The organism is Roseibium album (assembly GCF_001404515.1).
GTDB classification, from domain to species: Bacteria; Pseudomonadota; Alphaproteobacteria; order Rhizobiales; family Stappiaceae; genus Roseibium; species Roseibium album.
The window spans coordinates 87,202-112,328 of the sequence record NZ_CXWE01000007.1; the positions used below are offsets into that span (position 1 = coordinate 87,202).

Here is a 25,127-nt window from a genome sequence, read left to right on the forward strand (position 1 = left end):
GACCGGTTCGTGAGCCAGGCCGCAACAGAACTGGACACCAGAAGCCCGTTTGGCACCTATCCTGCCGAACGCATGGTTCGTGCCGCCTGGCGCCTTGCCGACCGTCACGACCTTTCCCGCGGGTTGCGCAAGCGCATCCGCGCCTTCGTTGCGTATATTTTCAAGGGTCCATACGATCTGGAGGCCGAGGGTCTCAAGTTCCGGATCTATCCCGGCGAAAACTATGACGACCGCAAGATGCTCGCCAAGGGCAGATTGCCGGAGCGCGCGGAGCATGAATTGCTCGAACCGCATCTGGGAGAGGGAACGGTCTTTGTCGATGTTGGTGCCAACATTGGCTCCTATTCGGTCTTTGCGGCAAGACGCGGGGCAAGTGTGCTGGCGATCGAGGCCAATCCGCAGACGGCACACAAGCTGAGCTTCAATGTCACGGCCAATGATCTGGACAACGTTACGGTGGTCCATTCTGCGGTCGGGGCCCAGGAAGACACGCTGCCGCTCTGGCTCGAGCCGAGCAATTGCGGGTTCGCCACCTTCGTCAAGGACCTGACCACAGGCGAGTGGGCGGGAAACTGGGAGCCGACTTATGTGAAGGTTCGACCCCTGACGGCGATTGCCGACCAGCATGGCGTTGCGGCGATTGATATCCTGAAAGTTGACGTGGAAGGTTTTGAGGACCGGGTGGTGCTGCCTTTCCTCAGACACGCGGACAGGCAGCAATGGCCCCGCGTGATCCTTCTTGAGACGAATTGCCGGCCCTACTGGTCCGAGGATTGCCTGCCCGAACTGGCAAGCCGCGGCTATGAGGTAACGGGCCGGACCGATGACAACATGATCTTCGAACTCAAGGGCTGAGCGAGAAGAAATACCGGCCCGAATGCGCCTTGACGCGAATTGAGGGCCCAACGCGGAGCAGTAACGAGATGGTTCAGCTGACGCTTCCCCGGAACTCCACGGTGACGGAAGGCAAGGTATGGGACAAGCCGGAAGGGGCAACCAACCTGCGCGAATACCGGATCTACCGCTGGAACCCGGACGATGGACGAAATCCGCGGGTCGATACCTATTTCATCGATGCCGACGACTGTGGTCCGATGGTGCTGGACGGGCTTATCTACATCAAGGACAAGGTCGACCCGACGCTGACGTTCCGGCGTTCATGCCGCGAGGGCATCTGCGGCTCCTGCGCCATGAATATCGACGGCACCAACACCCTGGCCTGTACCAAGGGCATGGACGAGATCGCCGGCGACGTTGTCAAGATCTACCCGCTGCCGCATATGGCAGTTGTCAAGGATCTGGTGCCGGATCTGACCCGCTTCTATGCCCAGCACCGATCCATCGAACCCTGGCTCAAAACCGTTTCTCCTGCACCGGAAAAGGAATGGCTCCAGTCCCACGATGACCGCGTCAAACTGGATGGTCTTTACGAATGCATCCTCTGCGCCTGCTGCTCCACTTCGTGCCCGAGCTACTGGTGGAACGGAGACCGGTATCTCGGCCCGGCGATCTTGCTTCAGGCCTATCGCTGGCTGATCGACAGCCGTGACGAGGCGACGGGTGAGCGTCTGGACAATCTGGAAGACCCTTTCCGCCTCTACCGCTGTCACACCATCATGAACTGTTCCGAAGCCTGCCCGAAGGGCCTCAACCCGGCCAAGGCGATCGCCGAAATCAAGAAGATGATGGTCGAACGCCGGGTTTGAGTTTCGGTTGGTTCCCATACAATTTGCGAAGGCCGCCCTCCGGGCGGCCTTTTGCGTATTGGTGGTTCAGCTTGTCATTCCGGCTTGACGTGGTGCGCCAAGACGAATCCCGGTCTCAGTTTCGCAGGGCCGGGGTGACAAATGTGCGTCTTTCGATGTCTCGTTAAACGACAATTCAAGACCCGATAGAGTATCTCATCGTTTCTTTGGCGCCTGCACGGAATTTGCACAAAATCCCTGAAATCCCTGCCCGGTTTCGCCCGGCAATCTCCCAAGTGCAATGCGAGGGTCTCGCCGATTGACGGGTGCCGTTTCCGTTTCGCACCCGCTTGGCAGAGGGATTATTGATGACTGACGATCTAAGCCACAATGCGCCGGATGGTCCTGAGGCAACGCAGCGATCCAGTGCGCCCAGGTTTTTGACTTTCCTGAACTCACCCGCGGTAAAATTCGTCCTGATCGGTCTGCTCACCTTCCTGCTTCTCGTTCCCAGTGTTTTTGTCTGGGTGCTGGTTGAAGAACGTTCGCACAGGGCAACCGAAGTCGCACGTGACATCGCCAGATCCTGGGGCGGAACCCAGGAGATCAACGGCCCCTATCTGGTGATCCCGTTCACGGAGACCTACACCACCGGGCCGAGCGACAAATTGAAGACCGAAACGGTGCGCCGGACAGCCGTGCTCTTCCCGCAGCGTCTGGATGTAACCGGCGACATCACCGTTGAAGAACGCAGGAAATCCATTTATGCGCTTCCGGTTTACAACGGCCGGGTCAATCTGAGCGGAGCGTTTTCCGCACCTGCAGACGATATGTTCGAACCGAAGCATGGCGGCACGATCGACGTTGCCGCGGACAAGGCGGTTCTGGTCATCGGTATCGGCGACGTTCGGGCACTCAAGAGTGAGATCGCTCTCGGGCTCGACGGGAAACGATCCATTCCGTTCGAGCCGGGATCCGGTCCCTTGAAAATGACGAGCGACCGGGATGCCTACCGCTCCTTCAAGGCATCGGGGATCAATGCTGCCGTGCCGCCTGGAACCTGGCAAAGGGGTTTTGCCTTTGACATCCCCCTGCAGCTCAACGGTTCGACTGCAATCTATTTTGCTCCCGCGGGACAGACTACCAAGGTGGCGCTCCAATCCGATTGGCCGCACCCCGGATTCACTGGCGCGTTTTTACCCGAAACGCGAACCATTACCGATAGCGGTTTTGACGCCGCCTGGACCATTCCCTATCTCGCCCGCGGCATTCCGAAGATGCTGGAAACTAGCAATATACCGCTTCAGGACAAGCTCCTGGGTGTGAAGTTCGTGGAACCGGTCAATTTCTACCAGACGATTTCCAGATCGCTGAAATACGCGATCGGGTTTATCAGTCTGACTTTCCTTGCCGTCTTTGTTCTGGAGATGCGGTCCGGTTGGCGCTTTCACTGGATCCAGTATGCACTGGTCGGCCTTTCCCTGATTATTTTCTATGTCATGCTGCTCGCATTCGCTGAACATGTCGGTTATGCGCTGGCGTATCTGACTGCCGCAGGCGCGGCGACCGTTCTCAATGCGGTCTATGTCGGTACCTCGCTGAAAAGCCGCACAGCGGGTCTTGTGATGCTCGCGGTTCTCGCAAGCATCTTCGGTGTCCTGTTTGCCTTGATGCGCGAGCAGGACTACGCGCTGCTGATCGGGTCTGTCATAGGGTTCGTCGCGCTGGCGATCACAATGTTCGTCACCCAGAAGATCGATTGGTCCGGCCACGAAAAATCGAACGACCGCTCGGCAACTGAGCCGGCTTGACCCGAAAAGACGCGAAGGGAGCGAGGCGGGTCTTGCGGCTCGCCTCGTTTTGTTCGATATTTGTTCTCTTGAAATTTGTTGGAGGATTGCATGCACAAGAGTCGCTTGGGAGATCTGGTGATCGATTGCCAGGGAGGAAATATTGACGACCATGCCGCATTCTGGGCGGGTGCTCTCGGCAGAACCGTAGAGGAGAAACCGAAAAGTCCGCGTTATCGCCGCCTCTATGGCAAGGAGGGTGAAATCGGCATCTTGTTGCAACTGGTCGAACACGCACCACGCGTTCACCTGGATATCGAAGCAGACAATCCCGACAGGGAGGTCGAGCGGCTCGAAACGCTTGGCGCAACGATCGTCAGCAAGCTGGATCGCTGGACGGTGATGCAGGCCACCAGCGGGCATCGTTTCTGCGTGGTCCATCCGCAATTGCCCGGGTTCGAGGATGCGGCGACCGAGTGGGACACCTGACCGGAGCCGGGCAGGTCACGATCTGCTCACACGGATGTGCGAGGCAGGGAAATGGAGTTGAGTTGCCTTGGCGCACGGATGCGTTACCTCTACCGGCAACTCATGGAGGACTGTCATGATGCGACTTCTACCGCTTTCTCTCGTAGCCGCTCTTTCCGTTGCTGCACCATTTGCACCGGCACAGGCGGAAACAGCCGTATTTGCCGGAGGCTGTTTCTGGTGTGTTGAATCGGATCTTGAAAAACTGCCTGGCGTCCGTGACGTCGTGTCCGGTTATGCCGGCGGCAAGACACAAAACCCGACTTACAAGAACTATGAGCGCGGCGGACACAGGGAAGTTGTCCAGGTTGACTTCGACGAGACCAAGATCAGTTATGGCGACCTTGTAGGTATTTTTCTGCGCACGGTTGACGTAACAGACGCAGGCGGCCAGTTCTGTGATCGCGGTTTTGGCTATTCCACTGCCATTCATCCCCTGGATGAAAAACAGGCCGAGGCGGCGAAAGCGGAAATCGACAAGGCCAACAAGTCTCTTGGCGGAAAGGTCGTTACGCCTGTCGAGGGGGCGGCCGTGTTCTGGCCGGCGGAAGATTACCATCAGGCTTACTACAAAAGCGATGTCAGGACGCTGACGCGGTTCGGCTATGTTACCCGGGCTGAGGCATACAAGGGCTATCGCAAGGCCTGCGGGCGCGATGCGAGGGTAAAATCCGTGTGGGGAGGCGAGGCTTACAAGGGATTGCCCAAAGCAGGTTCGTAAAGGACTTTCGATATCTGGATGTAAATGGCCCGCCAGCATGCTGGCGGGTTTTGTGACCGGTGTCGAAAACGACCCGATCGACGGCAAGAACCATCTGCGGTGTTTCGCTTGTTCATCGGGGGTGTTGGATCAGGTCCCCGTTATTCAGAAGCGGAAACCTACGCCGAGATCAACGATGTCGGCCGTTGCACCGGCTTCGAACGTCTGTCCGTTTTGAAAACGGAAATCCCGGTCGAGAAAATGAAAATGCTTGTAGTCGAGGCGCAGAAACAGATTGTCCGTCAGTCTGGTTTCGACGCCCGCTCCGACAACAGGTCCGTAAAGCATCCTGGTGTCGGTCACGGTTCCACCTGAAAAGCTATCAGGCGAGGTAACGGCGTAGTCGTATGCAAGTAAATCAATCACCTCGCGGGGGCGGGTCTGTTCGAACTTGTATTTGGCAATACCCAGGCCGCCCGTAAGGTATGGCATGAACCGGCCGGCATCGTAGCCGAGCCGTCCGGTGATGGAGGCGATCCATTCCGCGGATTGTCGGACATTGCCGCTGTCGGTCGTTTTTTGAAAGTTCGAGAAAAATCCCTCCAGATGGCCACCCAGGATGATCCGATCGAACTGGGTGTCGTAGCCGGCCGCGGCACCAAGAAGTCCGGAGTGCATGGTCAGGTCCCATCCGACACCGTCACGGCCGGAGACCACTCCGCCACCGGCAAAGGCGACACCGCTGAAGCCCGACCAGGTCTGTGGCCGAAGTCTCAATTCATCGGCGGTTGGAATTCCTTCATTCAACAGGTCGGCCGCGTAAACCGTCGCAATCTGTCCGCAGACCAAAGTTTGTAGAACAGCCAGGCAGGCAATCCAAATCCGCATGTATCAGCTCCGCACACAACTATTGCGGAGAAGAATGCGGGCTGAAATCTCAAGAATTGATTAAGGTTAACGAAATCATACGCCGGCTTCGAAAGCTTCCACCAGGTCCATGAAAGCTTCGCCATATTTCTCCAGCTTGGACTGACCCACGCCTGATATGCCCAAAAGTGCGTCGGCACTGACCGGTCTGGCAGCCGCTATCCCGGCGAGCGTCGCATCGGGAAAGACGACGTATGGAGGAACATTCTGATCCCGCGCGATCTGTGTCCGGAGACGCCGCAATCGCTGAAAAAGCAGCTTGTCCTCGTCCTCGAGTTCGTCCGCGACGGATGCCGATCTTGAAGAACGTGTCTGTTTCAGTCCGGCAGCGCTTCTGTCCTTGCGCAGGGCAATTGTTTTGTCTCCGCGCAAGACCGGCCGCGCGCTTTCGGTGAGCACAAGCGCTCCGAACTGGGCATGGTCCACATCAACGAAGCCCGCCGCGACCAACTGTCGTGCGATCGATTGCCATGTCTTTTGCGACAGATCCTGGCCGATGCCGAAGACAGACAGGTTTTCGTGTCCGAACCGGGAGACCTTTTCATTGGACTTGCCGAGCAGAACGTCAATCACGTGTCCCGTGCCGAAACGCTGACCCGTGCGGTAGATTGCGGACATCAGTTTTCGGGTCGCCTCCGTCCCGTCCCAGGTCTCAACCGGTGAGAGGCAGGTATCGCAATTGCCGCAGGGTTGCGGATAGGTTTCCCCGAAATGAGCCAGAAGCGCCTGCCTGCGGCATCCTACCGTCTCGCAGATGCCCAGCAACGCGTTCAGCTTCGTATTTTCCGCCCGCTTGACCTCGTCCGGAGCGTCGCCTTCCGCTATCATGCGCCGCCGCTGCACCAGATCAGCCATACCGTAGGCCATGAAGGCTTCTGAAGGCGCTCCGTCGCGTCCTGCCCGACCCGTTTCCTGATAGTAGGCTTCGACGGAGGAGGGCAGGTCAAGATGCGCGACATAGCGCACATCCGGCTTGTCGATCCCCATGCCGAAGGCAACCGTCGCGACAAGGCACAGGCCCTCTTCCAGGAGAAAGGCATCCTGGTTGGCGGCCCGCTGGTCTGCCGGCAAGCCGGCATGATAGGGCAATGCCCTCGTTCCCTTGGCAGACAGCCACGCGGCGATATCTTCAACCTTGGCACGTGACAGGCAGTAGACGATGCCGCTTTCACCCTTGTGCTTTGCGAGGAAGTCCAGCAATTGCTGGCGCTGGTTCGATCGTTCGACGATTTCATAGCGGATGTTGGGTCGGTCGAAACTTGTAACGAAAACCTTTGCCTCTTCCAGTTTCAGTCTGGAAAGGATGTCCTCTTGCGTATGCGGGTCGGCGGTCGCGGTGAGGGCGACCCTGGGGACGCCGGGGTATCTTTCGGCGAGGCATGAAAGCGACATGTATTCAGGGCGGAAATCGTGCCCCCACTGACTGACGCAATGCGCCTCGTCGATCGCAAAGAGTGCTATGTCGAGCGTATCCAGAAACTTGCGGAAGCTCTCGTTGCCTAGGCGCTCGGGTGTCACGTAGAGAAGGTCGATTTCGCCGCGGCGCAACTCTTCTCTCAAAGCAGCCTGATCTTCACCTGACAGGGTCGAGTTGAGTGCGGCCGCACGGACGCCGGCGGCGCACAGGGCACCGACCTGATCCTTCATGAGGGCGATCAGCGGAGAGACGACAATTCCGACACCACGTCTGCACAGGGCCGGGATCTGAAAGCAAAGTGACTTCCCGGCTCCTGTCGGAAACAGGACAACGGCATCTCTGCCGTCAATGAGGGTTTCGATGACGGCTTGCTGTTTGCCGCGGAAGCTGCTGTACCCGAACACATTCTGCAGAACGGCAAGCGGTTTCGGCTCCGGACGGACCGAAGGCGGATCGCTGAGGTGAACGAGTGTTGAGTCATCCGCGGCAAGAGCGGGCGAGACTGGCATGAGGCGGCTGCTTCCCTAAAGTCTTCCGCACCATGTCTTATTCGCAGGCGAAGGGCAAACCGGCCTGTGGATGATTTTCGCAATCGACCGGAAATTTAATCAGAATTCGGCGTCGGGGTCGCCGGCCAGGGTTTCGGCGCAGTGGATGCGCATCTGTTCGGTGAGTTCCGTGAGGTCGCCCTGCAACCGGTCGGGACGGATCGGTTTGCCGAAATGAACGTTGAATTTCGCGTTCTGCTTGTTGAGCAACTCGTTGAAGACCGTCATGTCCCGCAACTCGGTCGAGACTCGGGCAAGAAAATAGAAAAGACCGGAGTTTCGTCCGCCCATATGCATCGGGATGATCGGCGCCTTGTTTTTCCGCGCAAGTGCCAGGGCCGATGTCATCCAGGGCCGTTCCGTCAACTTGCCCTGGTGCCAGTAGGCAAGGCGTCCTGAAGGAAACAGCACCACCACACGTTCTGTTGCAAACGCGGAGGACGCCAGTTTTATCGTCTCCTTGGACTTTTCGCGGCTCTTGAAATCAGCGCGCCATTCGACCGGAATGATCATCTCTGCGAGGCGCGGGTTGATGCGAATCGCATCCCTGTTCGCGAAGATCGCCAGATCGGTGCGCCGCGATTTTATCGCGTCGTACAGCACGATGCCGTCGGCAATGCCGGTCGGGTGGTTGGACACGAGGACAACCGGACCTTCGGTTGGAACGCGGTCGAGCCCCTTGGTCGTGACGTTGAGCGTGAGAATGTCACTCAGACGGGCGAAAACGTCGACCGCCTCCATCTGGGCAATGGTATCGGCCATATCCACAGCGGAACGATAACGCAGAATGCGATAGGCAAACGGCTTGATGAAGGGCCACCAGGGGCTCGCCATCACGAGTTTACCGCGTTCCGCTATCAGTGCGTCAACGATATGCTGGTCGGCTACCTGCCGCTGCAACGCTGCCTGACGGTGCGCCGGCAAGGTGTTTGTCGTCTGGTCTGTCGTCCGCACAATGCACCTCTGCCCATCGGTAACCTGTACTACTCACCTGCATCGTTAGCGAAATCGGCCGCGTGGTGCAAATGCTCCCTGAATTAATTTGCGGTCTAGGGACGGATCAACTCCACAGTGAACTTGTGAAAAGTGCCACAATTGTGATGAAGGATGCCAACCACGCGATTGAGCGTGGTGTGGCGCGATCCGTCCAGTAGCAGAACACGTAGATCAGCCGCAACAGAACGAACAGGACCGCCAGCTGATCGATCCAGTAGAGCGATGCGCCCTGGCTCATGGCAACGAAAACGGCAATCGCGAAAAACGGAAAGGCCTCGAACCCGTTGACCTGGGCTGCTTGCGCCCGGGCGCGGAAGCCGTCACGCCAAAAATCCGGATTTCTCGGGTTCTCGTTGTCGTAGTCCTTGCTGAGCTTGGCAGGAAAAATCGACAGAACAGGAAGAATTGCGGCGGCGAGAATGCACCAGATGGCAATCGGCATGTTTGGGTCCTTGTTGAATGTGTCACCATTTCAAATAGGTCAGAATTGCAAGATTGTGAGAAAAAGATTGGAAGCGACGCTGCCGGATCACCCTTGCAGAAATACCGCCGGCCCCGAAATCCTCATGAAAATCATCTGGACACAGGCTTTGTCACATTCTCATCCCGTCGTCCGTTTATGCGAAGGCGCAGAAGGTGAAATGATTCTCGCCTGCCGATTTGGGGAATTGCTGGTGACAAAGACAACCGTCCTGTTTCTGTGTCCGGACAACGCCTTTCTGGGGCCGTTGGCCGAAGCCTATCTGAATTTCAGGGCAAGGGGTCTGATGAGGGCATTTTCCGCAGGCACGAATCCTGCAGTCTGCCTGAACCGGCACGTGAATAGGCTGCTGTCGGCCTGCGGAGTTGATGCAAGCGGCCTTGCGCCCAAATCCGTCGATATATTCCTGATGCCGCATGCCATCATTCCGGACCGGGTCATTTATCTCACCGAAATGGCTCCCGTCACGTTACCGCCACTTTGGAAATCTACCACCTCCAGCCATTGGTGGAGTATTGTCGGCGCGTCTGCCGAAAGGGAAACATTCGGCGCCTGTGTCGAGAGCTTTCAGGAAATTCGCTCCGCGATAGATTTTTTGATCGAACCGTCAAACGGGTTGGGGAAATCATCTGTGTGGAATGTTGCGTGACTGGGAAAGTACACGCAATTTTGCAGTGTTTTGGATTTTATACAAATTGTAGGCTAAGAGATGCCTCCAATTAGGACGATGGTGAGGGATTGATTCGTCATGATGCGCGCGGGAAAACTGGTTTTGGTTTTGGGAATGGTGGTTCTGGCGGCGGGATGCCAGAGACTTTCCGGAGGCCCGAACTATGCGGCACCTTTGCCGGCAACGCCGACAACACCGGTCGGGGCAGGCACGCTTGCACCACTTGATCCGAATGCCGCACCGCCTGTCGGAACAACGACGGATGGCACGGGAGCGCCTGCTGATCTGGCGAGCAATCCTGTCTCGGCTCCGGGCAATGCACAACAAGTCGGCCGTACGGATCTTCTGGGTGGCTGGAAGCTCGCTTCAGCCGGTGACAACTGCATGGCTTTCATGACGCTGACGACCTGGTCAGGCGGCTACCGGGCTAACACCAGAGGTTGTAGTACGCCAACTCTGTCAGGGATCTCTGCATGGGACCTGAACGGTAACCAGGTGGTTCTTAAGGACGGATCCGGTGTGATCGTGGCACAACTTTATTCCAGCGAACCCGGGAAGTTTAACGGTCAAACCTCGGTTGGCTCACCCATTTCACTTTACCGTTAAATACCCTCAGTATTTTTGCTGGACACTGCGCGTAATAGGTGTATGTTTGCATTGCTATCGGAAAGGCTGTGCAAATGTCAAAATACGATCCTTTACGCGAACACCTGTCCCGTCTTGAAGATGTCGTCTGGGCTCCCAAGCTCAACGAACTGGAAGAAATTCTAGGTACATGCCTGCCGAAAAGTGCGCGGGAGCACCGGACGTGGTGGGCGAATTCAGGCGGCAGTCTGGTTCACCAGAATTCATGGCTTGATGCGGGGTGGCGCGTCGAGCGCACAGACCTGATGCGCGACGTCATCGTTTTCAGACGGTTGCGGATCGGAGGAACGGTCGCCGTCGCGCGGGCTGCCGTTGCTGAAAAACACTCCAAGAATCCGAAACGGGCTGCTGAAAAGCGGCTTGCGAAGGAGATGGCGGCGCTTCGACAGCCTGCGACCGTGACCCTCAGGTCGGAATGGGAGCTTCTGGGCGAAGTCCAGAACACACCATGCTCGAGCAGTTCGATACCCCAGCAGGGCGGTGTCCTGCGGTTCGCGGCTATGGAGGGTGACAGTGTCGTCACCGGGATCGTCGCCACGCTCGCGGTGTCCCGTGCTTACAGGGGATTACGGCTCGAGATGAAAGGTCTTGATGCCGAGGACGATTCACGCATTGGCCCGGAGTTAATCGAAAAGGCCGGATTTGATCCGGCTGCGCCGATCGAGTGCGATGTCGTCAAACCCGGAAACGCATGGCTTCTTACGGACGGACGAGGCCGCAAGGCAAACCTTGATGATCAGTCCGAATGTTATCTGGTTGCGCAGCTGCTTTATCTGCAGGAACTGCAAAGTGGCCGAAAGTCGACGTTGCTTTTGAGGTAGTTTCCTCCAGCACAGTGTCCCCTCCCTGTGCAGTTCGCCCGCATCCGGCTCGCCGGTTGCGGGCGTTTTTATTGTTCACAGATCAAGTGCGGAGCTGGCTGAGCACATTCGTGATGAATGACGTTTTTCCCGAGTTGTAGCGCTCCCAGTCTTCTGCAGGACCAAACCTTGCTACCAGCTCCTGCTTGAGTTGCTGATAGTTTGCAGCGGTCACCGGATCGCTCCTGAGTGCATCTCTGAAATTACGCCGGTGTCTTGATGCTGTGCGCCCGGATCGGCACAGGCAGAGCCTGTGGGCCATAAGTGTTGGGCGTCCGCAGGGCAGGTATGGAAACATTCTCCGGCCGGCCGGTCTGGTGAGCTGAATTTCGCCCTCCCGGCGAACAATTCCGGGGTTCGCGTAGCCGAAAAGGTAAAACGGAGGGCAGAGCGAAACCGGTTCGATATCCGGGCGAAGCGTAATGTCGATGTGGAGTTTTGGTTTGGCTGAAAGTCCGGGAACGGCAGTGGACCCGACATGATCGATTCTCGACGCTTTATCTCCGAGCAGGCGCGACAGGTCGAAAATCAGCAATTCGGCCTGTTTGATCCAGTCTGGGTCATGAGAAAAAAGCTTAATAGCCATTTGTTTTGATATTGTTAGCTTTCAATCGGTTGAATAGGCCCCGGCGTGAAGCAGTGTAACAGTTTTAAACCATAACTTGACTTGCATCTGTGGTCTGATGACCTTATTCGCCGAGTTGACAGTCGAGGCCATTCGCTGGCCACAGCCCCATGAATTCTCATGGAGGGAGCCGCACTCTTGAAGATGGAACTGCCGGTTAACCGCGCCTTGAGTGCCCGCTACGATGCCCTGATCGCATCCGGTGAAATCAAGGAAGATCCCGTTCAGCGGGAAGCCGTCCGGCATCTCGACCTGCTCAACACCCGGCTTGCGGAAACCCGGCTTGCTTCGAAGAAAAGCTCGCTCGGCTGGTTGTTCGCCAAGAAGAAGAACCAGTTGTGGTCTGCGGTGAAGGGCCTTTACATGTGGGGTGGCGTCGGCCGGGGCAAGACCATGCTGATGGACCTGTATTACGAGGTGACCGTCATCCAGCGGAAGCGCCGGGTCCATTTTCACGAATTCATGACGGATGTACACGAGCGCATCCATGAACATCGGCAGGCTCACAAACGCGGTGAGGTCAAGGGGGATGACCCCATACTTCCGGTGGCCAACCAGATTGCTGCCGAAACCAGGCTGTTGCTTTTCGACGAGTTTTCCGTGACGGATATCGCCGACGCAATGATCCTGGGCCGCCTGTTCACTCAGCTATTCGAAAAGGGCGTGATTGTTGTCGCGACCTCCAATGTCAATCCGTCGAACCTTTACAAGGACGGACTGAACCGCCAGCTCTTCATTCCCTTCATCACCATGCTGAAGTCGCAGGTCGAGGTTCTTCACCTGGACTCGCCGACCGACTACCGGCTGGAAAAGCTGGCAGGAGCCCCGGTCTATGTAACGCCGCTGGGACAGCAAGCGGACACGGAGATGGATCGCCTCTGGACAAAGCTGACGCACGGTATGAAATCGCATGCCGAAGAACTTGAAAACAAGGGACGGAAAATTCCGGTTCCCTGTGTTGCGTCCGGTGCGGCCCGTTTCAGCTTTGACGACCTGTGCATGCAGCCCCTGGGCGCAAGCGACTATCTTCGGATCGCCAATGCGTACAGCACGGTTTTCATCGAGGACATCCCGGTCCTGTCGAAGGCACGTCGGAACGAGGCCAAACGTTTCATCAACCTGATCGACACGCTTTACGATAACGGCATCAGGATTGTGGTGTCCGCTGAGGCGGAACCCCAGGAACTTTACACGTCGGAAGATGGCACGGAAGCTTTCGAGTTCGACCGGACGAGCTCGCGTTTGATCGAAATGCGCTCCGAAGCCTACCTTGCGGGTGAGAGACGAGAAATACACGCTTAGGTCTGCATTCCGTATAGGAGAATTACGCAGGCGAGAGGAATTGAGAAATTTTGCTGCCCCAAACGCAATATTCTTTTGGCGAACTTGCGCAGGGGCGGCAAAGGGGGTAGTGCCATCTTCAGTCATCAGCGGATGGCATGTAGTTCCATCTTACGTAAAGGGAAACTTTCGACATGGCGCGAAATAAAATTGCCTTGATCGGCTCAGGTCAGATCGGTGGCACGCTCGCTCATCTGGCAGGTTTGAAGGAACTGGGAGACATCGTTCTCTTCGATATCGCGGAAGGTGTGCCGCAGGGCAAGGCCCTGGACCTGGCAGAGTCTTCCCCGGTAGACGGCTTCGATGCCAAGCTGGCCGGTGCAAACGGCTATGAAGCGATCAGCGGATCGGACGTGGTCATCGTGACTGCGGGCGTGCCGCGCAAGCCGGGCATGAGCCGCGACGATCTTCTGGAAATCAACCTGAAGGTCATGGAGCAGGTCGGAGCCGGCATCGCCAAACATGCGCCTGATGCGTTCGTCATCTGCATCACCAACCCGCTGGATGCAATGGTCTGGGCCCTGCAGAAGTTCTCCGGGCTGCCGAAGAACAAGGTCGTCGGCATGGCCGGTGTGCTCGACAGCGCCCGCTTCCGGTATTTCCTTGCGGAGGAATTCAACGTTTCCGTTGAAGACGTGACGGCATTCGTTCTGGGCGGTCACGGCGACACGATGGTGCCGTTGACCCGCTATTCGACAATTGCCGGTATCCCGTTGCCGGATCTGGTCAAGATGGGCTGGTGCACCGCCGAGCGTCTGGACGAAATCGTTCAGCGCACACGTGATGGCGGCGCCGAGATCGTCGGCCTTTTGAAAACCGGTTCGGCTTTCTACGCCCCGGCGGCTTCCGCCATCGCGATGGCGGAAAGCTATCTGAAGGACAAGAAACGTGTCCTGCCATGCGCGGCCGCCCTCGACGGTCAGTATGGCCTGAAAGACACATATGTCGGCGTCCCTGTTGTCATTGGGGCCGGCGGTGTCGAACGCGTCATCGAAATCGACCTTCAGGGCGAGGAGAAGGCCAACTTCGAAAAGTCCGTCGGTTCGGTCGACGGTCTGGTTGAAGCCTGTAAGAAAATTCAGCCGGCGCTCGCCTAAGCGTCGACTGTCTCGGGTAAGCAGCGATCGTTCTTTTCAACCCTGGAAAGGACGGTCCTCCGACAACGGGGGAAACACATGAACATTCATGAATACCAGGCAAAGGCTGTGCTGAAGGATTTCGGCGCTCCGGTCGCCGACGGCGTCGCCATATTCTCCGCCGATGAGGCGGAAGCCGCGGCAAAGCAACTTCCCGGTCCGCTCTGGGTCGTCAAGACACAGATCCATGCCGGCGGCCGTGGCAAGGGCAAGTTCAAGGAACTGCCGGCCGATGCCAAGGGCGGTGTCCGGCTGGCTTTCTCTCTGGACGAAGTCACCGCGCACGCGAAGGACATGCTCGGCAACACGCTTGTCACCAAGCAGACCGGCGAAGCAGGCAAGGTCGTCAACCGTCTCTATATCGAGGACGGTGCAGACATCGAGCGCGAACTATATCTCTCCATTCTCGTGGACCGCACGGTCGGACGTCCGGCCTTTGTCGTTTCCACCGAAGGTGGCATGGACATTGAGGCGGTTGCCGAAGAGACCCCCGAAAAGATCATAACCTTGCCGATCGACCCGGAAACCGGCGTGACCGAAGCAGATGCCGCCAGGCTCTGCGACGCGCTGGCATTGGACGGCGCGGCGCGCCAGGACGGCATGACCCTGTTCCCGATCCTGCACAAGGCCTTTGTCGAAAAGGACATGAGCCTTCTGGAAGTGAACCCTTTGATCGTCATGAAGGACGGACGCCTGCGCGTCCTCGATGCCAAGGTATCCTTTGACGGCAACGCCATGTTCCGTCATCCGGACATCATGGAACTGCGCGACATCACCGAAGAAGATGCAAAAGAGATCGAAGCGTCCAAGCACGATCTTGCCTACGTCGCGCTCGACGGCGACATCGGCTGCATGGTCAACGGGGCCGGGTTGGCCATGGCGACCATGGACATCATCAAGCTCTACGGCGCCGAGCCGGCGAACTTCCTTGATGTCGGTGGCGGTGCCTCCAAGGAGAAGGTGACCGCGGCCTTCAAGATCATCACGTCCGATCCGAACGTGAAGGGCATCCTGGTCAATATCTTCGGCGGCATCATGCGTTGCGACGTGATCGCGGAAGGCGTGGTTGCTGCCGTCAAGGAAGTCGGTCTTCAGGTTCCGCTCGTTGTCCGCCTGGAAGGCACCAACGTGGAACTCGGCAAGAAGATCATCAACGAAAGCGGTCTGAACGTAATTGCCGCCGATGATCTCGACGACGCCGCCCAGAAAATCGTGAAAGCGGTCAAGGGCTGATCATGCGGCGGGCTCTAAACGCAATAGTCTTTTCAGCAATAGCTTCAGCTGTTGTCGGAACGGACCCCGCGTTTGCGAGGTGCCCGTTGCACGAATTTGTGGCTCTCTGCGTGAATAATGGGAACAATTCAGAAGAGGTTTTAAGTTTTGCAAAAGCAAATTCGCTGAACAAAAGCGATGAGCATAAAACAAAACAAACTTACTTCGTTCGCTTGTTCACTCAAGATGGCCTGGAATTTCACTATCGAGAAGTTGAATTTACGGACATGAGGTTGGTTGATTGCTCAACAAACTTTCTTCCGTTTGGAGGGCAGAATACGGGGCCTAAAACCTTGGGCGATCCTCCGCTGCACTGCTCGAATTTGGCTGAGTCTCTTTTGGCAATTTTGCCCGACAGTTCTAGGGTCGATTTGCAGAACACCACAGGAGTGCGGGTATTGTTAGAATTGCCGCAGCAACGAGCTCATATTGTCGGCTCTCAGTCTATCGAAGGTGCGTTTTCCAATTTTTCGGTTCAGAAGATCATCTTTAAGGAAGGCAGCTAAATGTCCATCCTCGTCAATAAAGACACGAAAATCATTGTTCAGGGCCTGACCGGCAAGACCGGCACGTTCCATACGGAACAGGCGCTTGAATATTATGGCACCAAGATGGTCGCCGGCGTTCACCCGAAAAAGGGCGGCGAAACCTGGGGCTCTGTCGAAAGTGCCGCGCAATTGCCGATCTTCGCCAGTGTTGGTGAAGCCAGGGAGGCAACCGGTGCGGACGCTTCCGTGATCTATGTGCCGCCGGCAGGTGCAGGTGCAGCGATCATCGAGGCGATCGATGCGGAAGTCCCGTTCATCGTCTGTATTACCGAAGGCATCCCGGTTGCCGACATGGTCAAGGTCAAGGCGAAGCTGGACAAGTCCGGTTCACGTCTCCTCGGCCCGAACTGCCCGGGCATCCTGACACCGGAAGAGTGCAAGATCGGCATCATGCCGGGCTCCATCTTCAAGAAGGGTTCTGTCGGTGTCGTGTCGCGCTCCGGCACGCTCACCTATGAAGCCGTCTTCCAGACAACCAATGCAGGCCTCGGCCAGACGACCGCTGTCGGTATCGGTGGTGACCCGGTCAAGGGAACCGAGTTCATCGACGTCCTGGAAATGTTCCTGGCCGACGATGAAACCGAATCGATCATCATGATCGGTGAGATCGGTGGATCAGCCGAAGAAGATGCAGCTCAGTTCCTGATCGATGAGGCAAAGAAGGGCCGCAAGAAACCGACGGCCGGTTTCATTGCGGGGCGGACTGCGCCTCCGGGACGCACGATGGGCCATGCAGGAGCCGTGATTTCCGGCGGCAAGGGCGGCGCGGAAGACAAGACCGCGGCGATGGAAGCAGCCGGCATCAGGGTGTCACCGTCTCCCGCCAAGCTTGGCGAGACGCTTCTGGAAGCCTTGAAAGGCTGAAATCACAAGAATTCTATGCAGCAGGTGACGGAAACTGTTTACGTTTCCTGCTGCATGGTTAAAGGATAGGTTACGGCGCGACAAAGTGTCGTAATACTTTTCGAGGGGCCGGTGATTCTCCGGTCTTTGTAGGGAACCGGCCGCGGGTCTATTTTCGGCCCGCCATAACAAAAAGGGCGGAGCAGCCCTCCGCTAAAGGACATGGCACGGCAGGAAGCGAACAACGTATTCGCACTGACGTCGTTGCTTTACGGCGCCAACGCATCCTATATCGAAGACCTCTATGCCCAGTACAAGACGGATCCGAACTCGGTTGATGCCGAGTGGCAGGACTTCTTTGCGGCCTTCCAGGATGAAAAGGAAGCAGTGCTCAAGGAAGCACGCGGTGCTCCCTGGAAGCGCAAGGACTGGCCGATCGAAGCCAATGGCGATCTCGTCAATGCCTTTGACGGCAACTGGGCACCGATAGAGCAGCAGCTCGGTGACAAGCTCAAGAAAAAGGCCGAGGCCAGGGGCGAGCCTGTTTCCGACGCCGAGGTTCACCAATCGACCCGGGATTCGGTTCGTGCCCTGATGATGATCCGGGCCTACCGCATGCGCGGTCACCTTCACGCCGATCTCGATCCGCTGGGTCTTGCCGGCAAGGGTGATCACGAAGAGCTGCATCCGTCGTCCTACGGCTTCACGGAAGCCGACTGGGACCGCAAGATCTTCATCGACCATGTTCTGGGTCTGGAATACGCCACCATCCGCGAGATGATGGATATTCTGAAACGGACCTATTGCTCGACACTAGGTGTCGAGTTCATGCATATTTCCGACCCGGCGGCCAAAGCCTGGATCCAGGAACGCATCGAGGGCCCGGACAAGCAGGTTGCCTTTACCTCCGAGGGCAAGAAGGCAATCCTCAACAAGCTGGTCGAGGCGGAAGGCTTCGAGAAGTTCCTGGATGTCAAGTACACCGGCACCAAGCGTTTCGGCCTGGATGGCGGCGAAGCCCTGATCCCCGCACTTGAGCAGATCATCAAGCGCGGTGGCCAGATGGGGCTCAAGGACATCGTTTTCGGCATGGCGCACCGTGGCCGGCTGAACGTGCTTTCCCAGGTGATGCGCAAACCGCATCGCGCCATCTTTCACGAATTCAAGGGCGGTTCCTATGCACCTGACGAGGTGGAAGGTTCCGGCGATGTGAAATATCACCTCGGTGCATCATCCGACCGGACGTTCGACGGTAACAACGTTCACCTGTCGCTTACAGCGAACCCGTCTCACCTGGAAATCGTCAACCCGGTCGTACTTGGCAAGGCGCGTGCAAAGCAGGACCAGCTTGCGGCCGACGAGAACGGCAAATTCATCGAGACCACCGAGGTTGAACGTAACACCGTCTTGCCTCTGCTGCTGCACGGCGACGCGGCATTCGCCGGCCAGGGTGTCGTCGCGGAGTGTTTCGGCCTGTCAGCGTTGCGCGGCCATCGTACCGGTGGTTCTGTTCACGTCATCATCAACAACCAGATCGGCTTTACCACCAACCCGCGCTTCTCGCGGTCCTCGCCCTATCCGTCCGATATGGCGAAGGTGATCGAGTCGCCGATTTTCCACGTCAATGCGGACGACCCGGAAGCGGTCGTGTTCGCAGCCAAGATCGCGATCGAGTACCGCCAGACATTCCAGCGTCCGGTGGTCATCGATATCATCTGCTATCGCCGCTTCGGTCACAACGAGGGCGACGAGCCTGCGTTCACGCAGCCGATCATGTATCGCAAGATCCGCAAGCACGCGACGACGTTGCAGCGCTATTCCGAGCGCCTGATCAAGGAAGGTGTGCTCAGTCAGGAAGACGTCGACCGGATGAAGGCGGACTGGCGCGAGCACCTGGATGGCGAATTCGATGCCGGTCAGGCATTCAAGCCGAACAAGGCCGATTGGCTCGACGGCAAATGGGCCGGCATGAAGAGGGCCCGCGATGAGGAAGACCCTCGCCGCGGCGAAACCGGGCTCACGATTGCCGAGATCAAGGAGATCGGCCGGGCTTTGACCCATGTGCCGGAAGGCTTCAACATCCACCGCACCATCTCGCGCTTCATGAAGCATCGTGAACGCATGATCGAGACCGGCGAGGGGATTGACTGGGCAACAGCGGAAGCGCTTGCCTTCGGCTCTTTGCTGAAGGAAGGCCATCCGGTGCGCCTGTCGGGCCAGGATTGTGAGCGCGGTACATTCTCCCAGCGTCATTCGGTCCTTTACGACCAGGAAGACGAAAGCCGCTATATCCCGCTCAACCATGTTTCGCCGGACCAGCAGCGCTACGAGGTCATCAATTCGATGCTCTCCGAAGAGGCGGTGCTCGGGTTCGAGTACGGTTATTCACTGGCCGAGCCGCGTGCTCTGACCATGTGGGAAGCCCAGTTCGGCGATTTTGCCAACGGGGCGCAGGTCCTGTTCGACCAGTTCATTTCGTCAGGGGAACGCAAGTGGCTGCGCATGTCCGGTCTCGTCTGCCTTCTGCCGCACGGCTATGAAGGTCAGGGGCCGGAACACTCCTCTGCCCGTCTCGAGCGGTATCTGCAACTCTGCGCGGAAGACAACATGCAGGTTGCCAATTGTTCGACACCGTCGAATTATTTCCACATCCTGCGGCGGCAGTTGCGCCGCGATATCCGCAAGCCGCTGATCCTGATGACGCCGAAATCGCTCCTGCGCCACAAGAAAGCGGTCTCCAGGATCGACGAACTCGGTCCGGACACCACATTCCACCGTCTGCTTTGGGATGATTGGGGTCCCAATCTGAGTTCGGACGGCAAGCTCGTGTCGGACGACAAGATCCGCCGGGTCGTGATGTGCTCAGGCAAGGTCTACTACGACCTGTTTGAGGAACGCGAGAAACGCGGCGTCGATGACGTGTACCTGATGCGTGTCGAGCAGCTGTATCCGTTCCCCAAGAAGGCGCTGATGCTTGAGCTTGCCCGCTTCCCCCAGGCCGAAATGGTCTGGTGTCAGGAAGAGCCCAAGAACATGGGCAGCTGGTTCTTCGTTGAGCCCTATATCGAATGGGTCCTGGAACAGATCGACGCCAAGCACCGGCGGCCGCGTTATGCCGGTCGTTCCGCGATGGCATCGACCGCGACAGGTCTGATGTCCGTGCATCTCGCGCAAATGCAGCAATTCCTTGAAGAGTCTCTTGGAAACTGATCTTGAGGGGGCTCGAGGGCCCCTTCCGAAATTTGGCCGGGTAATTTTAAGAGAAGGCGACCATGGCAACCGAAATTCGCGTGCCCACTCTGGGTGAATCCGTTTCTGAAGCAACTATTGCACAGTGGTTCAAGAAGCCGGGCGACGCCGTCAGTCAGGACGAGCCGCTCGTGGAACTGGAAACCGACAAGGTGACCGTTGAAGTACCGGCCCCGACCGCCGGGACGCTTGAAAGCATCGTGGTCAACGAAGGGGACACCGTAGAGGTCGGTGCGCTTCTCGGACAGATCGCAGAAGGCGCCGGAGCTGCGGCCGCACCGGCTGCCGCCGCGCCTGCTACGGCCAAGGCAGAGGCAGCTCCCGCGGCAAAGGCGGAGCTTGTGGACGTGATCACGCCGAGCGCCGGTGAATCGGTCACCGAGGCTGAAGTCGGTGAATGGAGCGTCAAGGTCGGTGACGTCGTCAAGACGGACGATACGCTTGTCGAACTGGAAACAGACAAGGCCGCCCAGGAAGTTCCGGCCCCTGTCGGCGGAACCGTCGTGAAGATCGCGGCGGAGACAGGTGCCACGGTTGAGCCGGGCGTTCTGCTCTGCCAGATCGATCCTTCGGGTGCTGCAGCTGCTGCCGCCCCGGTTGCAGCCGCTTCGGCACCGGTGCCGTCAGCCTCAGGTACTTCGATGCCAGCAGCGCCCTCGGCACAGAAGATGATGGCGGAAAACAATCTTGCCGACGGTCAGGTTGCAGGTTCCGGCAAGCGCGGTCAGGTTCTGAAGGAAGATGTCATTGGAGCGATTGCGTCCGGCGCGACCGCTGCTGCATCCGCTTCGGCAGCGACGCAGGTCGCCCGGGGTCCGGTTGCAGCTGATGATGAAGGACGTGAAGAGCGCGTCCGCATGACCAAGCTGCGCCAGACCATCGCGCGCCGCCTGAAGGATGCGCAGAACACGGCCGCAATGCTGACCACTTACAATGAAGTGGACATGGGCCCGGTCATGGATCTGCGCAAGGAATACAAGGACCTGTTCGAAAAGAAGCATGGCGTCAAGCTCGGCTTCATGGGGTTCTTCACCAAGGCGGTCACCCATGCCCTGAAAGAGATCCCGGCTGTCAACGCCGAGATCGATGGCACGGACATCATCTACAAGAATTTCTGCCACATCGGCGTCGCCGTCGGCACACCCAAGGGTCTCGTGGTTCCGGTTGTCCGCGATGCGGACCAGATGTCCATTGCGGAAGTCGAAAAGGAGATCGGCAATCTTGGCCGCAAGGCACGTGACGGCAAGCTCGGCATGGCCGACATGACCGGCGGTACCTTCACCATTTCCAATGGCGGTGTTTATGGTTCGCTGATGTCGTCTCCGATCCTGAATGCGCCGCAGTCCGGCATTCTGGGCATGCACAAGATCCAGGATCGCCCGATGGCCGTGAATGGTCAGGTGGTGATCCGTCCGATGATGTATCTGGCGCTGTCCTATGACCACCGGATCGTCGACGGCAAGGAAGCCGTGACCTTCCTGGTCCGCGTCAAGGAAAGCCTGGAAGATCCGCAACGCCTGGTTCTGGATCTTTAAGGGACACCGCAAATGTTCGGCAGGCCAATTCCAATCTGGTTGATCCTTGGGTTCTTGGCCTATATCGCGCTGGGAGCCACATGGAATTTGGTCTCCACACTGGGTGTGGGCGCTTCTTCGGTCACCTTGCACTCGGTTTTTGGTGCCGCGATCGCAGGCCTGGCGTCATGGCTTGCGATCGAGATTTGGCTGCAGAGCCGCCGTATCCTGCGAGCCGCCCTGGCTAACCTTGGGTTCACGGTAGTCTATTACAGCCTGATTGCGGCAGGGTTCGCAACGCGCGGCTTTTACGAGGGGATTGTGTCCGCTGCGATAATTGGCACAATCCTGGCGGCGATCTGGCTTGCGATTTACCACTATCTCAAGAACCAGGCAAAGAACCACGTTTGACAAGAGCAGGGAAAGTCTGGGGACCGAAATGAGTCTGGAATTTCTGATTACCGCCCTGATCGTCGTCCTGGTCCCCGGGACCGGGGTCGTCTACACGGTCGCCGTCGGGCTCGGCAAGGGACGGCAGGCGGCTCTTGCCGCCACCGTCGGCTGTACGATCGGGATCGTTCCGGCGATCCTGGCGTCCGTCGTCGGACTGGCAGCTCTCATGCACACCAGTGCCCTGATCTTTCAGGTGGTGAAATATGCCGGTGTCGCCTACCTGCTTTATCTGGCCTGGAAGACACTGAATGACAGCGGTCCTGTTGACCTGAAGGCGGACAGGGGAGTGCGCAAGAGCTTCGTCGCGACGGCACGAACCGCCTTCCTGATCAATATTCTCAATCCGAAACTGACCGTCTTCTTTATGGCGTTTTTGCCGCAATTCGTCAGTCCCTCTGCAGTGAACCCGACAAAGGACATGCTGATGCTCGGTGGCGTCTTCATGGCCATGACCTTTGTCGTCTTTCTCGGATATGGGCTGTTTGCATCGCTGGTCGGAGAAAAGGTCCTGAAGAGCGAACGGGTCATGGTCTGGATGCGGCGGACGATCGCAGCTGCCTTCACCGGATTCGGCCTCAGGCTGGCAGTCGCGGAGCAGTGACGGGTTTCAAATCGGCGGCTTGTGTCCAATCAAGCAGGTTCTGGAGAGTAGATGTCTGACAGTGTGTTCATCGTAACGGGCGGAAGCCGGGGAATTGGCGCCAGCGTGAGTCGGAAACTCGGTATTCCGGGGCAAACGGTTGTTGTCAATTACACCGCCAACAAGGCGGCTGCCGATGCGGTTGTTGCCGAAATCGAGCAGCAGGGCGGAAAGGCTGTCGCTGTGCAGGGCGATGTCGGCAGCGAGGCCGATATCCTCCGCCTGTTCGAAGAAGCGGACAAGCACGGCGGCCTTGCAGGACTGGTCAACAATGCCGGTGTGGTCGACGTCTCCCAACGCGTCGACGAAATGAGTGTCGAGCGCCTCAACCGAATCTTCACGATCAACGTGGTCGGTTCCTTTCTGTGTGCCCGAGAGGCCGTGAAACGCATGTCGACGAAACACGGCGGACAGGGTGGCTCTATCGTCAATCTCGCCTCGGCGGGTTCCAAGCTGGGATCGCCGGCGCAATATGTCGATTACGCTGCCTCCAAGGGGGCGATCGACACGATGACGGTGGGACTCGCACTTGAAGTTGCCGACGAAGGCATTCGCGTGAATGCCGTTCGACCCGGTATCATCGACACGGAACTTCATGCATCCGGCGGGTTGCCTGACAGGGTGGCTCAAGTGCAATCGAAACTCCCCATGAAACGTGCGGGGACCGCCGATGAAGTGGCGGATGCAATCATCTGGCTCATGTCCGACCAGTCCAGCTACACGACCGGAGCCATCCTGGACGTGTCCGGTGGCCGGGCAATCCTACCTTGATCCGGCAAACTGGATCTGAAACTGAAAGAGGCAAAGGCGACCAAAATGTCCCAATATGATCTTGTCGTCATCGGAACCGGCCCGGGCGGCTATGTATGTGCGATCAAGGCGGCTCAGCTTGGTCTGAAAACCGCCGTTGTCGAAAAACGCGCAACCCTTGGCGGCACCTGCCTCAATATCGGCTGCATTCCCTCCAAGGCGCTCCTATATGCGTCGGAGATGTTCGAGGAAGCAGGCCATGGTTTTGAGAAGCTCGGCATCAAGGTCTCGAAACCGAAGGTCGATCTTCCCGGCATGATGGAGCACAAGACCGACACCGTGGATGCCAACGTCAACGGTGTCGCCTTCCTGATGAAGAAGAACAAGATCGACGTTCACACCGGTACCGGCAAGGTCCTCGGGGCCGGCAAGGTGGAGGTCACCGCCGACGACGGCAGTGCGTCCGTCTTGGAAGCAAGGAACATCGTGATCGCGACCGGCTCCGATGTCATGCCGCTGCCCGGTGTCGAGATTGACGAAAAGCAGATTGTGTCGTCTACCGGCGCTCTGGAACTTGAAAAGGTTCCGGGCAAGCTGGTTGTCGTGGGTGGTGGCGTCATCGGCCTCGAACTGGGGTCCGTTTGGAACCGGCTCGGATCAGAGGTCACCGTGGTCGAATTCATGGACAAGATCCTTGGTCCGATGGACGGGGATGTTTCCAAGAACTTCCAGCGGATGCTGAAAAAGCAGGGCATGACATTCAAGTTGTCGTCGAAGGTCACCGGCGTCACGAAAAAGGGCAAGGGCCTTTCTGTCAGCGTCGAGCCCGCCAAGGGTGGAGACGCTCAGGAAATCGAGGCCGACATTGTCCTGGTCGCCATCGGCCGCCGTCCCTATACGGAAGGCCTCGGACTTGAGACGGCAGGTGTCGCTCTTGATGATCGCGGCCGTGTACAGATTGATGCGCACTACAAGACGAATGTCGACGGCATCTATGCAATTGGCGACGTGGTTGCCGGACCGATGCTGGCGCACAAGGCAGAAGACGAAGGCGTCGCGATTGCCGAAATTCTCGCAGGTCAGGCCGGACACGTGAACTACGATGTCATTCCCGGGGTCGTTTACACCCAGCCGGAGGTGGCCTCTGTCGGCAAGACCGAAGAGGAACTGAAGGCGGGCGGCGTCGAGTACAAGTCCGGTAAATTCAACTTCTCCGCCAACGGCCGAGCTCGTGCCATGAATCACACCGACGGTTTTGTGAAGGTACTGGCAGATGCCGCGACAGACAGGGTCCTCGGTGTTCACATCGTCGGCTTCGGCGCAGGCGAGATGATCCATGAAGCAGCGGTTCTAATGGAATTCGGTGGCTCTTCGGAAGATCTGGGGAGAACGTGTCACGCGCACCCGACCATGTCCGAAGCGGTCAAGGAAGCCGCGCTTGCCACTTTTGCAAAGCCAATTCACTCCTGAGTGGGCAAACGCGCTGAGAATTGACGGAATTCGGGCGCT

At 57.8% G+C, this 25,127-nt stretch carries 24 protein-coding genes; 19 read left to right on the top strand and 5 right to left on the bottom strand.

Annotation, left to right across the window (positions count from 1 at the left end; translation table 11 throughout):
- Positions 1–9 precede the first annotated feature (9 nt).
- The 5 genes from LA5095_RS22860 to msrA all read left to right on the top strand — a co-directional run bounded on the left by LA5095_RS22860 (position 10) and on the right by msrA (position 4,724).
- Positions 10–855: an FkbM family methyltransferase gene (locus LA5095_RS22860; RefSeq protein WP_208992833.1), complete on the top strand. Its 846-nt coding sequence runs from the start codon at positions 10–12 to the stop codon at positions 853–855.
- Positions 856–923: 68 nt separating this feature from the next.
- Positions 924–1,706: a succinate dehydrogenase iron-sulfur subunit gene (locus LA5095_RS22865; RefSeq protein ID WP_029064184.1), complete on the top strand. Its 783-nt coding sequence runs from the start codon at positions 924–926 to the stop codon at positions 1,704–1,706.
- A gap of 347 nt (positions 1,707–2,053) precedes the next feature.
- A complete protein-coding gene (gene creD / locus LA5095_RS22870; protein WP_055119212.1) occupies positions 2,054–3,496 on the top strand; it encodes a cell envelope integrity protein CreD in 1,443 nt (480 codons plus the stop codon).
- A 90-nt stretch (positions 3,497–3,586) separates the two neighbouring features.
- Complete coding sequence (locus tag LA5095_RS22875; RefSeq protein ID WP_055119214.1) at positions 3,587–3,964, top strand: VOC family protein; 378 nt, start codon at positions 3,587–3,589, stop codon at positions 3,962–3,964.
- A 115-nt stretch (positions 3,965–4,079) separates the two neighbouring features.
- Entirely contained in the window at positions 4,080–4,724 is a 645-nt protein-coding gene (msrA, locus tag LA5095_RS22880; protein WP_055119216.1) for a peptide-methionine (S)-S-oxide reductase MsrA, read from the top strand.
- Between the two features lie 144 nt (positions 4,725–4,868).
- Here msrA and LA5095_RS22885 read toward each other — a convergent pair whose 3' ends face one another.
- The 4 genes from LA5095_RS22885 to LA5095_RS22900 form a co-directional block, all read right to left on the bottom strand.
- Positions 4,869–5,591: an outer membrane protein gene (locus LA5095_RS22885; RefSeq protein ID WP_082442540.1), complete on the bottom strand. Its 723-nt coding sequence runs from the start codon at positions 5,589–5,591 to the stop codon at positions 4,869–4,871.
- Positions 5,592–5,666: 75 nt separating this feature from the next.
- Positions 5,667–7,556, bottom strand: coding sequence for a DNA helicase RecQ (gene recQ / locus LA5095_RS22890; RefSeq protein WP_055119221.1), 1,890 nt, complete (start codon positions 7,554–7,556; stop codon positions 5,667–5,669).
- A gap of 99 nt (positions 7,557–7,655) precedes the next feature.
- On the bottom strand, positions 7,656–8,549 hold the full coding sequence (locus LA5095_RS22895) for a GNAT family N-acetyltransferase (RefSeq protein ID WP_055119224.1): 894 nt from the start codon (positions 8,547–8,549) through the stop codon (positions 7,656–7,658).
- 106 nt (positions 8,550–8,655) lie between these two features.
- Complete coding sequence (locus tag LA5095_RS22900; RefSeq protein WP_055119226.1) at positions 8,656–9,033, bottom strand: MAPEG family protein; 378 nt, start codon at positions 9,031–9,033, stop codon at positions 8,656–8,658.
- Between the two features lie 232 nt (positions 9,034–9,265).
- On the opposite strand from LA5095_RS22900, the gene LA5095_RS22905 reads away from it, so the two are divergent.
- The 3 genes from LA5095_RS22905 to LA5095_RS22915 all read left to right on the top strand — a co-directional run bounded on the left by LA5095_RS22905 (position 9,266) and on the right by LA5095_RS22915 (position 11,208).
- Positions 9,266–9,721, top strand: a complete 456-nt coding sequence (locus tag LA5095_RS22905) for an arsenate-mycothiol transferase ArsC (RefSeq protein WP_208992834.1) — start codon at positions 9,266–9,268, stop codon at positions 9,719–9,721.
- 99 nt (positions 9,722–9,820) lie between these two features.
- Positions 9,821–10,348 (top strand): protease inhibitor Inh/omp19 family protein, encoded by a 528-nt coding sequence (locus LA5095_RS22910; RefSeq protein ID WP_055119228.1) that lies wholly within the window; start codon positions 9,821–9,823, stop codon positions 10,346–10,348.
- Between the two features lie 74 nt (positions 10,349–10,422).
- Complete coding sequence (locus LA5095_RS22915; RefSeq protein WP_055119230.1) at positions 10,423–11,208, top strand: DUF7662 domain-containing protein; 786 nt, start codon at positions 10,423–10,425, stop codon at positions 11,206–11,208.
- A gap of 82 nt (positions 11,209–11,290) precedes the next feature.
- Here LA5095_RS22915 and LA5095_RS22920 read toward each other — a convergent pair whose 3' ends face one another.
- Complete coding sequence (locus LA5095_RS22920) at positions 11,291–11,833, bottom strand: GrpB family protein (RefSeq protein ID WP_055119232.1); 543 nt, start codon at positions 11,831–11,833, stop codon at positions 11,291–11,293.
- Between the two features lie 183 nt (positions 11,834–12,016).
- Here LA5095_RS22920 and zapE point away from each other — a divergent pair, with 183 nt between their 5' ends.
- From zapE to lpdA, 11 genes are all read left to right on the top strand, one after another.
- Positions 12,017–13,174 carry a cell division protein ZapE gene (gene zapE / locus LA5095_RS22925; protein WP_055119748.1) on the top strand — a complete coding sequence of 386 codons (1,158 nt, stop codon included), beginning with the start codon at positions 12,017–12,019 and terminating at the stop codon, positions 13,172–13,174.
- Positions 13,175–13,347: 173 nt separating this feature from the next.
- On the top strand, positions 13,348–14,310 hold the full coding sequence (mdh, locus tag LA5095_RS22930; protein ID WP_055119234.1) for a malate dehydrogenase: 963 nt from the start codon (positions 13,348–13,350) through the stop codon (positions 14,308–14,310).
- A gap of 78 nt (positions 14,311–14,388) precedes the next feature.
- The gene (gene sucC / locus LA5095_RS22935) at positions 14,389–15,582 is read left to right on the top strand and encodes an ADP-forming succinate--CoA ligase subunit beta (RefSeq protein WP_055119236.1); all 1,194 of its coding nucleotides are present in this window, start codon (positions 14,389–14,391) and stop codon (positions 15,580–15,582) included.
- 86 nt (positions 15,583–15,668) lie between these two features.
- Positions 15,669–16,127, top strand: a complete 459-nt coding sequence (locus LA5095_RS22940) for a hypothetical protein (protein WP_144436116.1) — start codon at positions 15,669–15,671, stop codon at positions 16,125–16,127.
- Positions 16,128–17,033: a succinate--CoA ligase subunit alpha gene (gene sucD / locus LA5095_RS22945; RefSeq protein WP_055119240.1), complete on the top strand. Its 906-nt coding sequence runs from the start codon at positions 16,128–16,130 to the stop codon at positions 17,031–17,033. It begins immediately after the preceding gene.
- A 201-nt stretch (positions 17,034–17,234) separates the two neighbouring features.
- Entirely contained in the window at positions 17,235–20,222 is a 2,988-nt protein-coding gene (locus LA5095_RS22950) for a 2-oxoglutarate dehydrogenase E1 component (RefSeq protein WP_055119242.1), read from the top strand.
- Between the two features lie 62 nt (positions 20,223–20,284).
- Complete coding sequence (odhB, locus tag LA5095_RS22955) at positions 20,285–21,796, top strand: 2-oxoglutarate dehydrogenase complex dihydrolipoyllysine-residue succinyltransferase (RefSeq protein WP_055119244.1); 1,512 nt, start codon at positions 20,285–20,287, stop codon at positions 21,794–21,796.
- Between the two features lie 12 nt (positions 21,797–21,808).
- On the top strand, positions 21,809–22,186 hold the full coding sequence (locus LA5095_RS22960; protein ID WP_055119246.1) for a hypothetical protein: 378 nt from the start codon (positions 21,809–21,811) through the stop codon (positions 22,184–22,186).
- Between the two features lie 28 nt (positions 22,187–22,214).
- Positions 22,215–22,829 (top strand): LysE family translocator, encoded by a 615-nt coding sequence (locus tag LA5095_RS22965; protein WP_055119248.1) that lies wholly within the window; start codon positions 22,215–22,217, stop codon positions 22,827–22,829.
- Between the two features lie 51 nt (positions 22,830–22,880).
- Positions 22,881–23,639, top strand: a complete 759-nt coding sequence (locus LA5095_RS22970; protein WP_055119250.1) for an SDR family oxidoreductase — start codon at positions 22,881–22,883, stop codon at positions 23,637–23,639.
- A 45-nt stretch (positions 23,640–23,684) separates the two neighbouring features.
- Entirely contained in the window at positions 23,685–25,088 is a 1,404-nt protein-coding gene (lpdA, locus tag LA5095_RS22975) for a dihydrolipoyl dehydrogenase (RefSeq protein ID WP_055119252.1), read from the top strand.
- Positions 25,089–25,127 lie beyond the last annotated feature (39 nt).

Coding starts and splice junctions, on each gene's coding strand:
- LA5095_RS22865 (WP_029064184.1), top strand. CDS start 924: ATGGTTCAGCTGACGCTTCCCCGGAACTCCACGGTGACGGAAGGCAAG.
- creD (WP_055119212.1), top strand. CDS start 2,054: ATGACTGACGATCTAAGCCACAATGCGCCGGATGGTCCTGAGGCAACG.
- LA5095_RS22875 (WP_055119214.1), top strand. CDS start 3,587: ATGCACAAGAGTCGCTTGGGAGATCTGGTGATCGATTGCCAGGGAGGA.
- msrA (WP_055119216.1), top strand. CDS start 4,080: ATGATGCGACTTCTACCGCTTTCTCTCGTAGCCGCTCTTTCCGTTGCT.
- LA5095_RS22885 (WP_082442540.1), bottom strand. CDS start 5,591: ATGCGGATTTGGATTGCCTGCCTGGCTGTTCTACAAACTTTGGTCTGC.
- recQ (WP_055119221.1), bottom strand. CDS start 7,556: ATGCCAGTCTCGCCCGCTCTTGCCGCGGATGACTCAACACTCGTTCAC.
- LA5095_RS22900 (WP_055119226.1), bottom strand. CDS start 9,033: ATGCCGATTGCCATCTGGTGCATTCTCGCCGCCGCAATTCTTCCTGTT.
- LA5095_RS22910 (WP_055119228.1), top strand. CDS start 9,821: ATGATGCGCGCGGGAAAACTGGTTTTGGTTTTGGGAATGGTGGTTCTG.
- LA5095_RS22915 (WP_055119230.1), top strand. CDS start 10,423: ATGTCAAAATACGATCCTTTACGCGAACACCTGTCCCGTCTTGAAGAT.
- LA5095_RS22920 (WP_055119232.1), bottom strand. CDS start 11,833: ATGGCTATTAAGCTTTTTTCTCATGACCCAGACTGGATCAAACAGGCC.
- zapE (WP_055119748.1), top strand. CDS start 12,017: ATGGAACTGCCGGTTAACCGCGCCTTGAGTGCCCGCTACGATGCCCTG.
- mdh (WP_055119234.1), top strand. CDS start 13,348: ATGGCGCGAAATAAAATTGCCTTGATCGGCTCAGGTCAGATCGGTGGC.
- sucC (WP_055119236.1), top strand. CDS start 14,389: ATGAACATTCATGAATACCAGGCAAAGGCTGTGCTGAAGGATTTCGGC.
- sucD (WP_055119240.1), top strand. CDS start 16,128: ATGTCCATCCTCGTCAATAAAGACACGAAAATCATTGTTCAGGGCCTG.
- LA5095_RS22950 (WP_055119242.1), top strand. CDS start 17,235: ATGGCACGGCAGGAAGCGAACAACGTATTCGCACTGACGTCGTTGCTT.
- odhB (WP_055119244.1), top strand. CDS start 20,285: ATGGCAACCGAAATTCGCGTGCCCACTCTGGGTGAATCCGTTTCTGAA.
- LA5095_RS22960 (WP_055119246.1), top strand. CDS start 21,809: ATGTTCGGCAGGCCAATTCCAATCTGGTTGATCCTTGGGTTCTTGGCC.
- LA5095_RS22965 (WP_055119248.1), top strand. CDS start 22,215: ATGAGTCTGGAATTTCTGATTACCGCCCTGATCGTCGTCCTGGTCCCC.
- LA5095_RS22970 (WP_055119250.1), top strand. CDS start 22,881: ATGTCTGACAGTGTGTTCATCGTAACGGGCGGAAGCCGGGGAATTGGC.
- lpdA (WP_055119252.1), top strand. CDS start 23,685: ATGTCCCAATATGATCTTGTCGTCATCGGAACCGGCCCGGGCGGCTAT.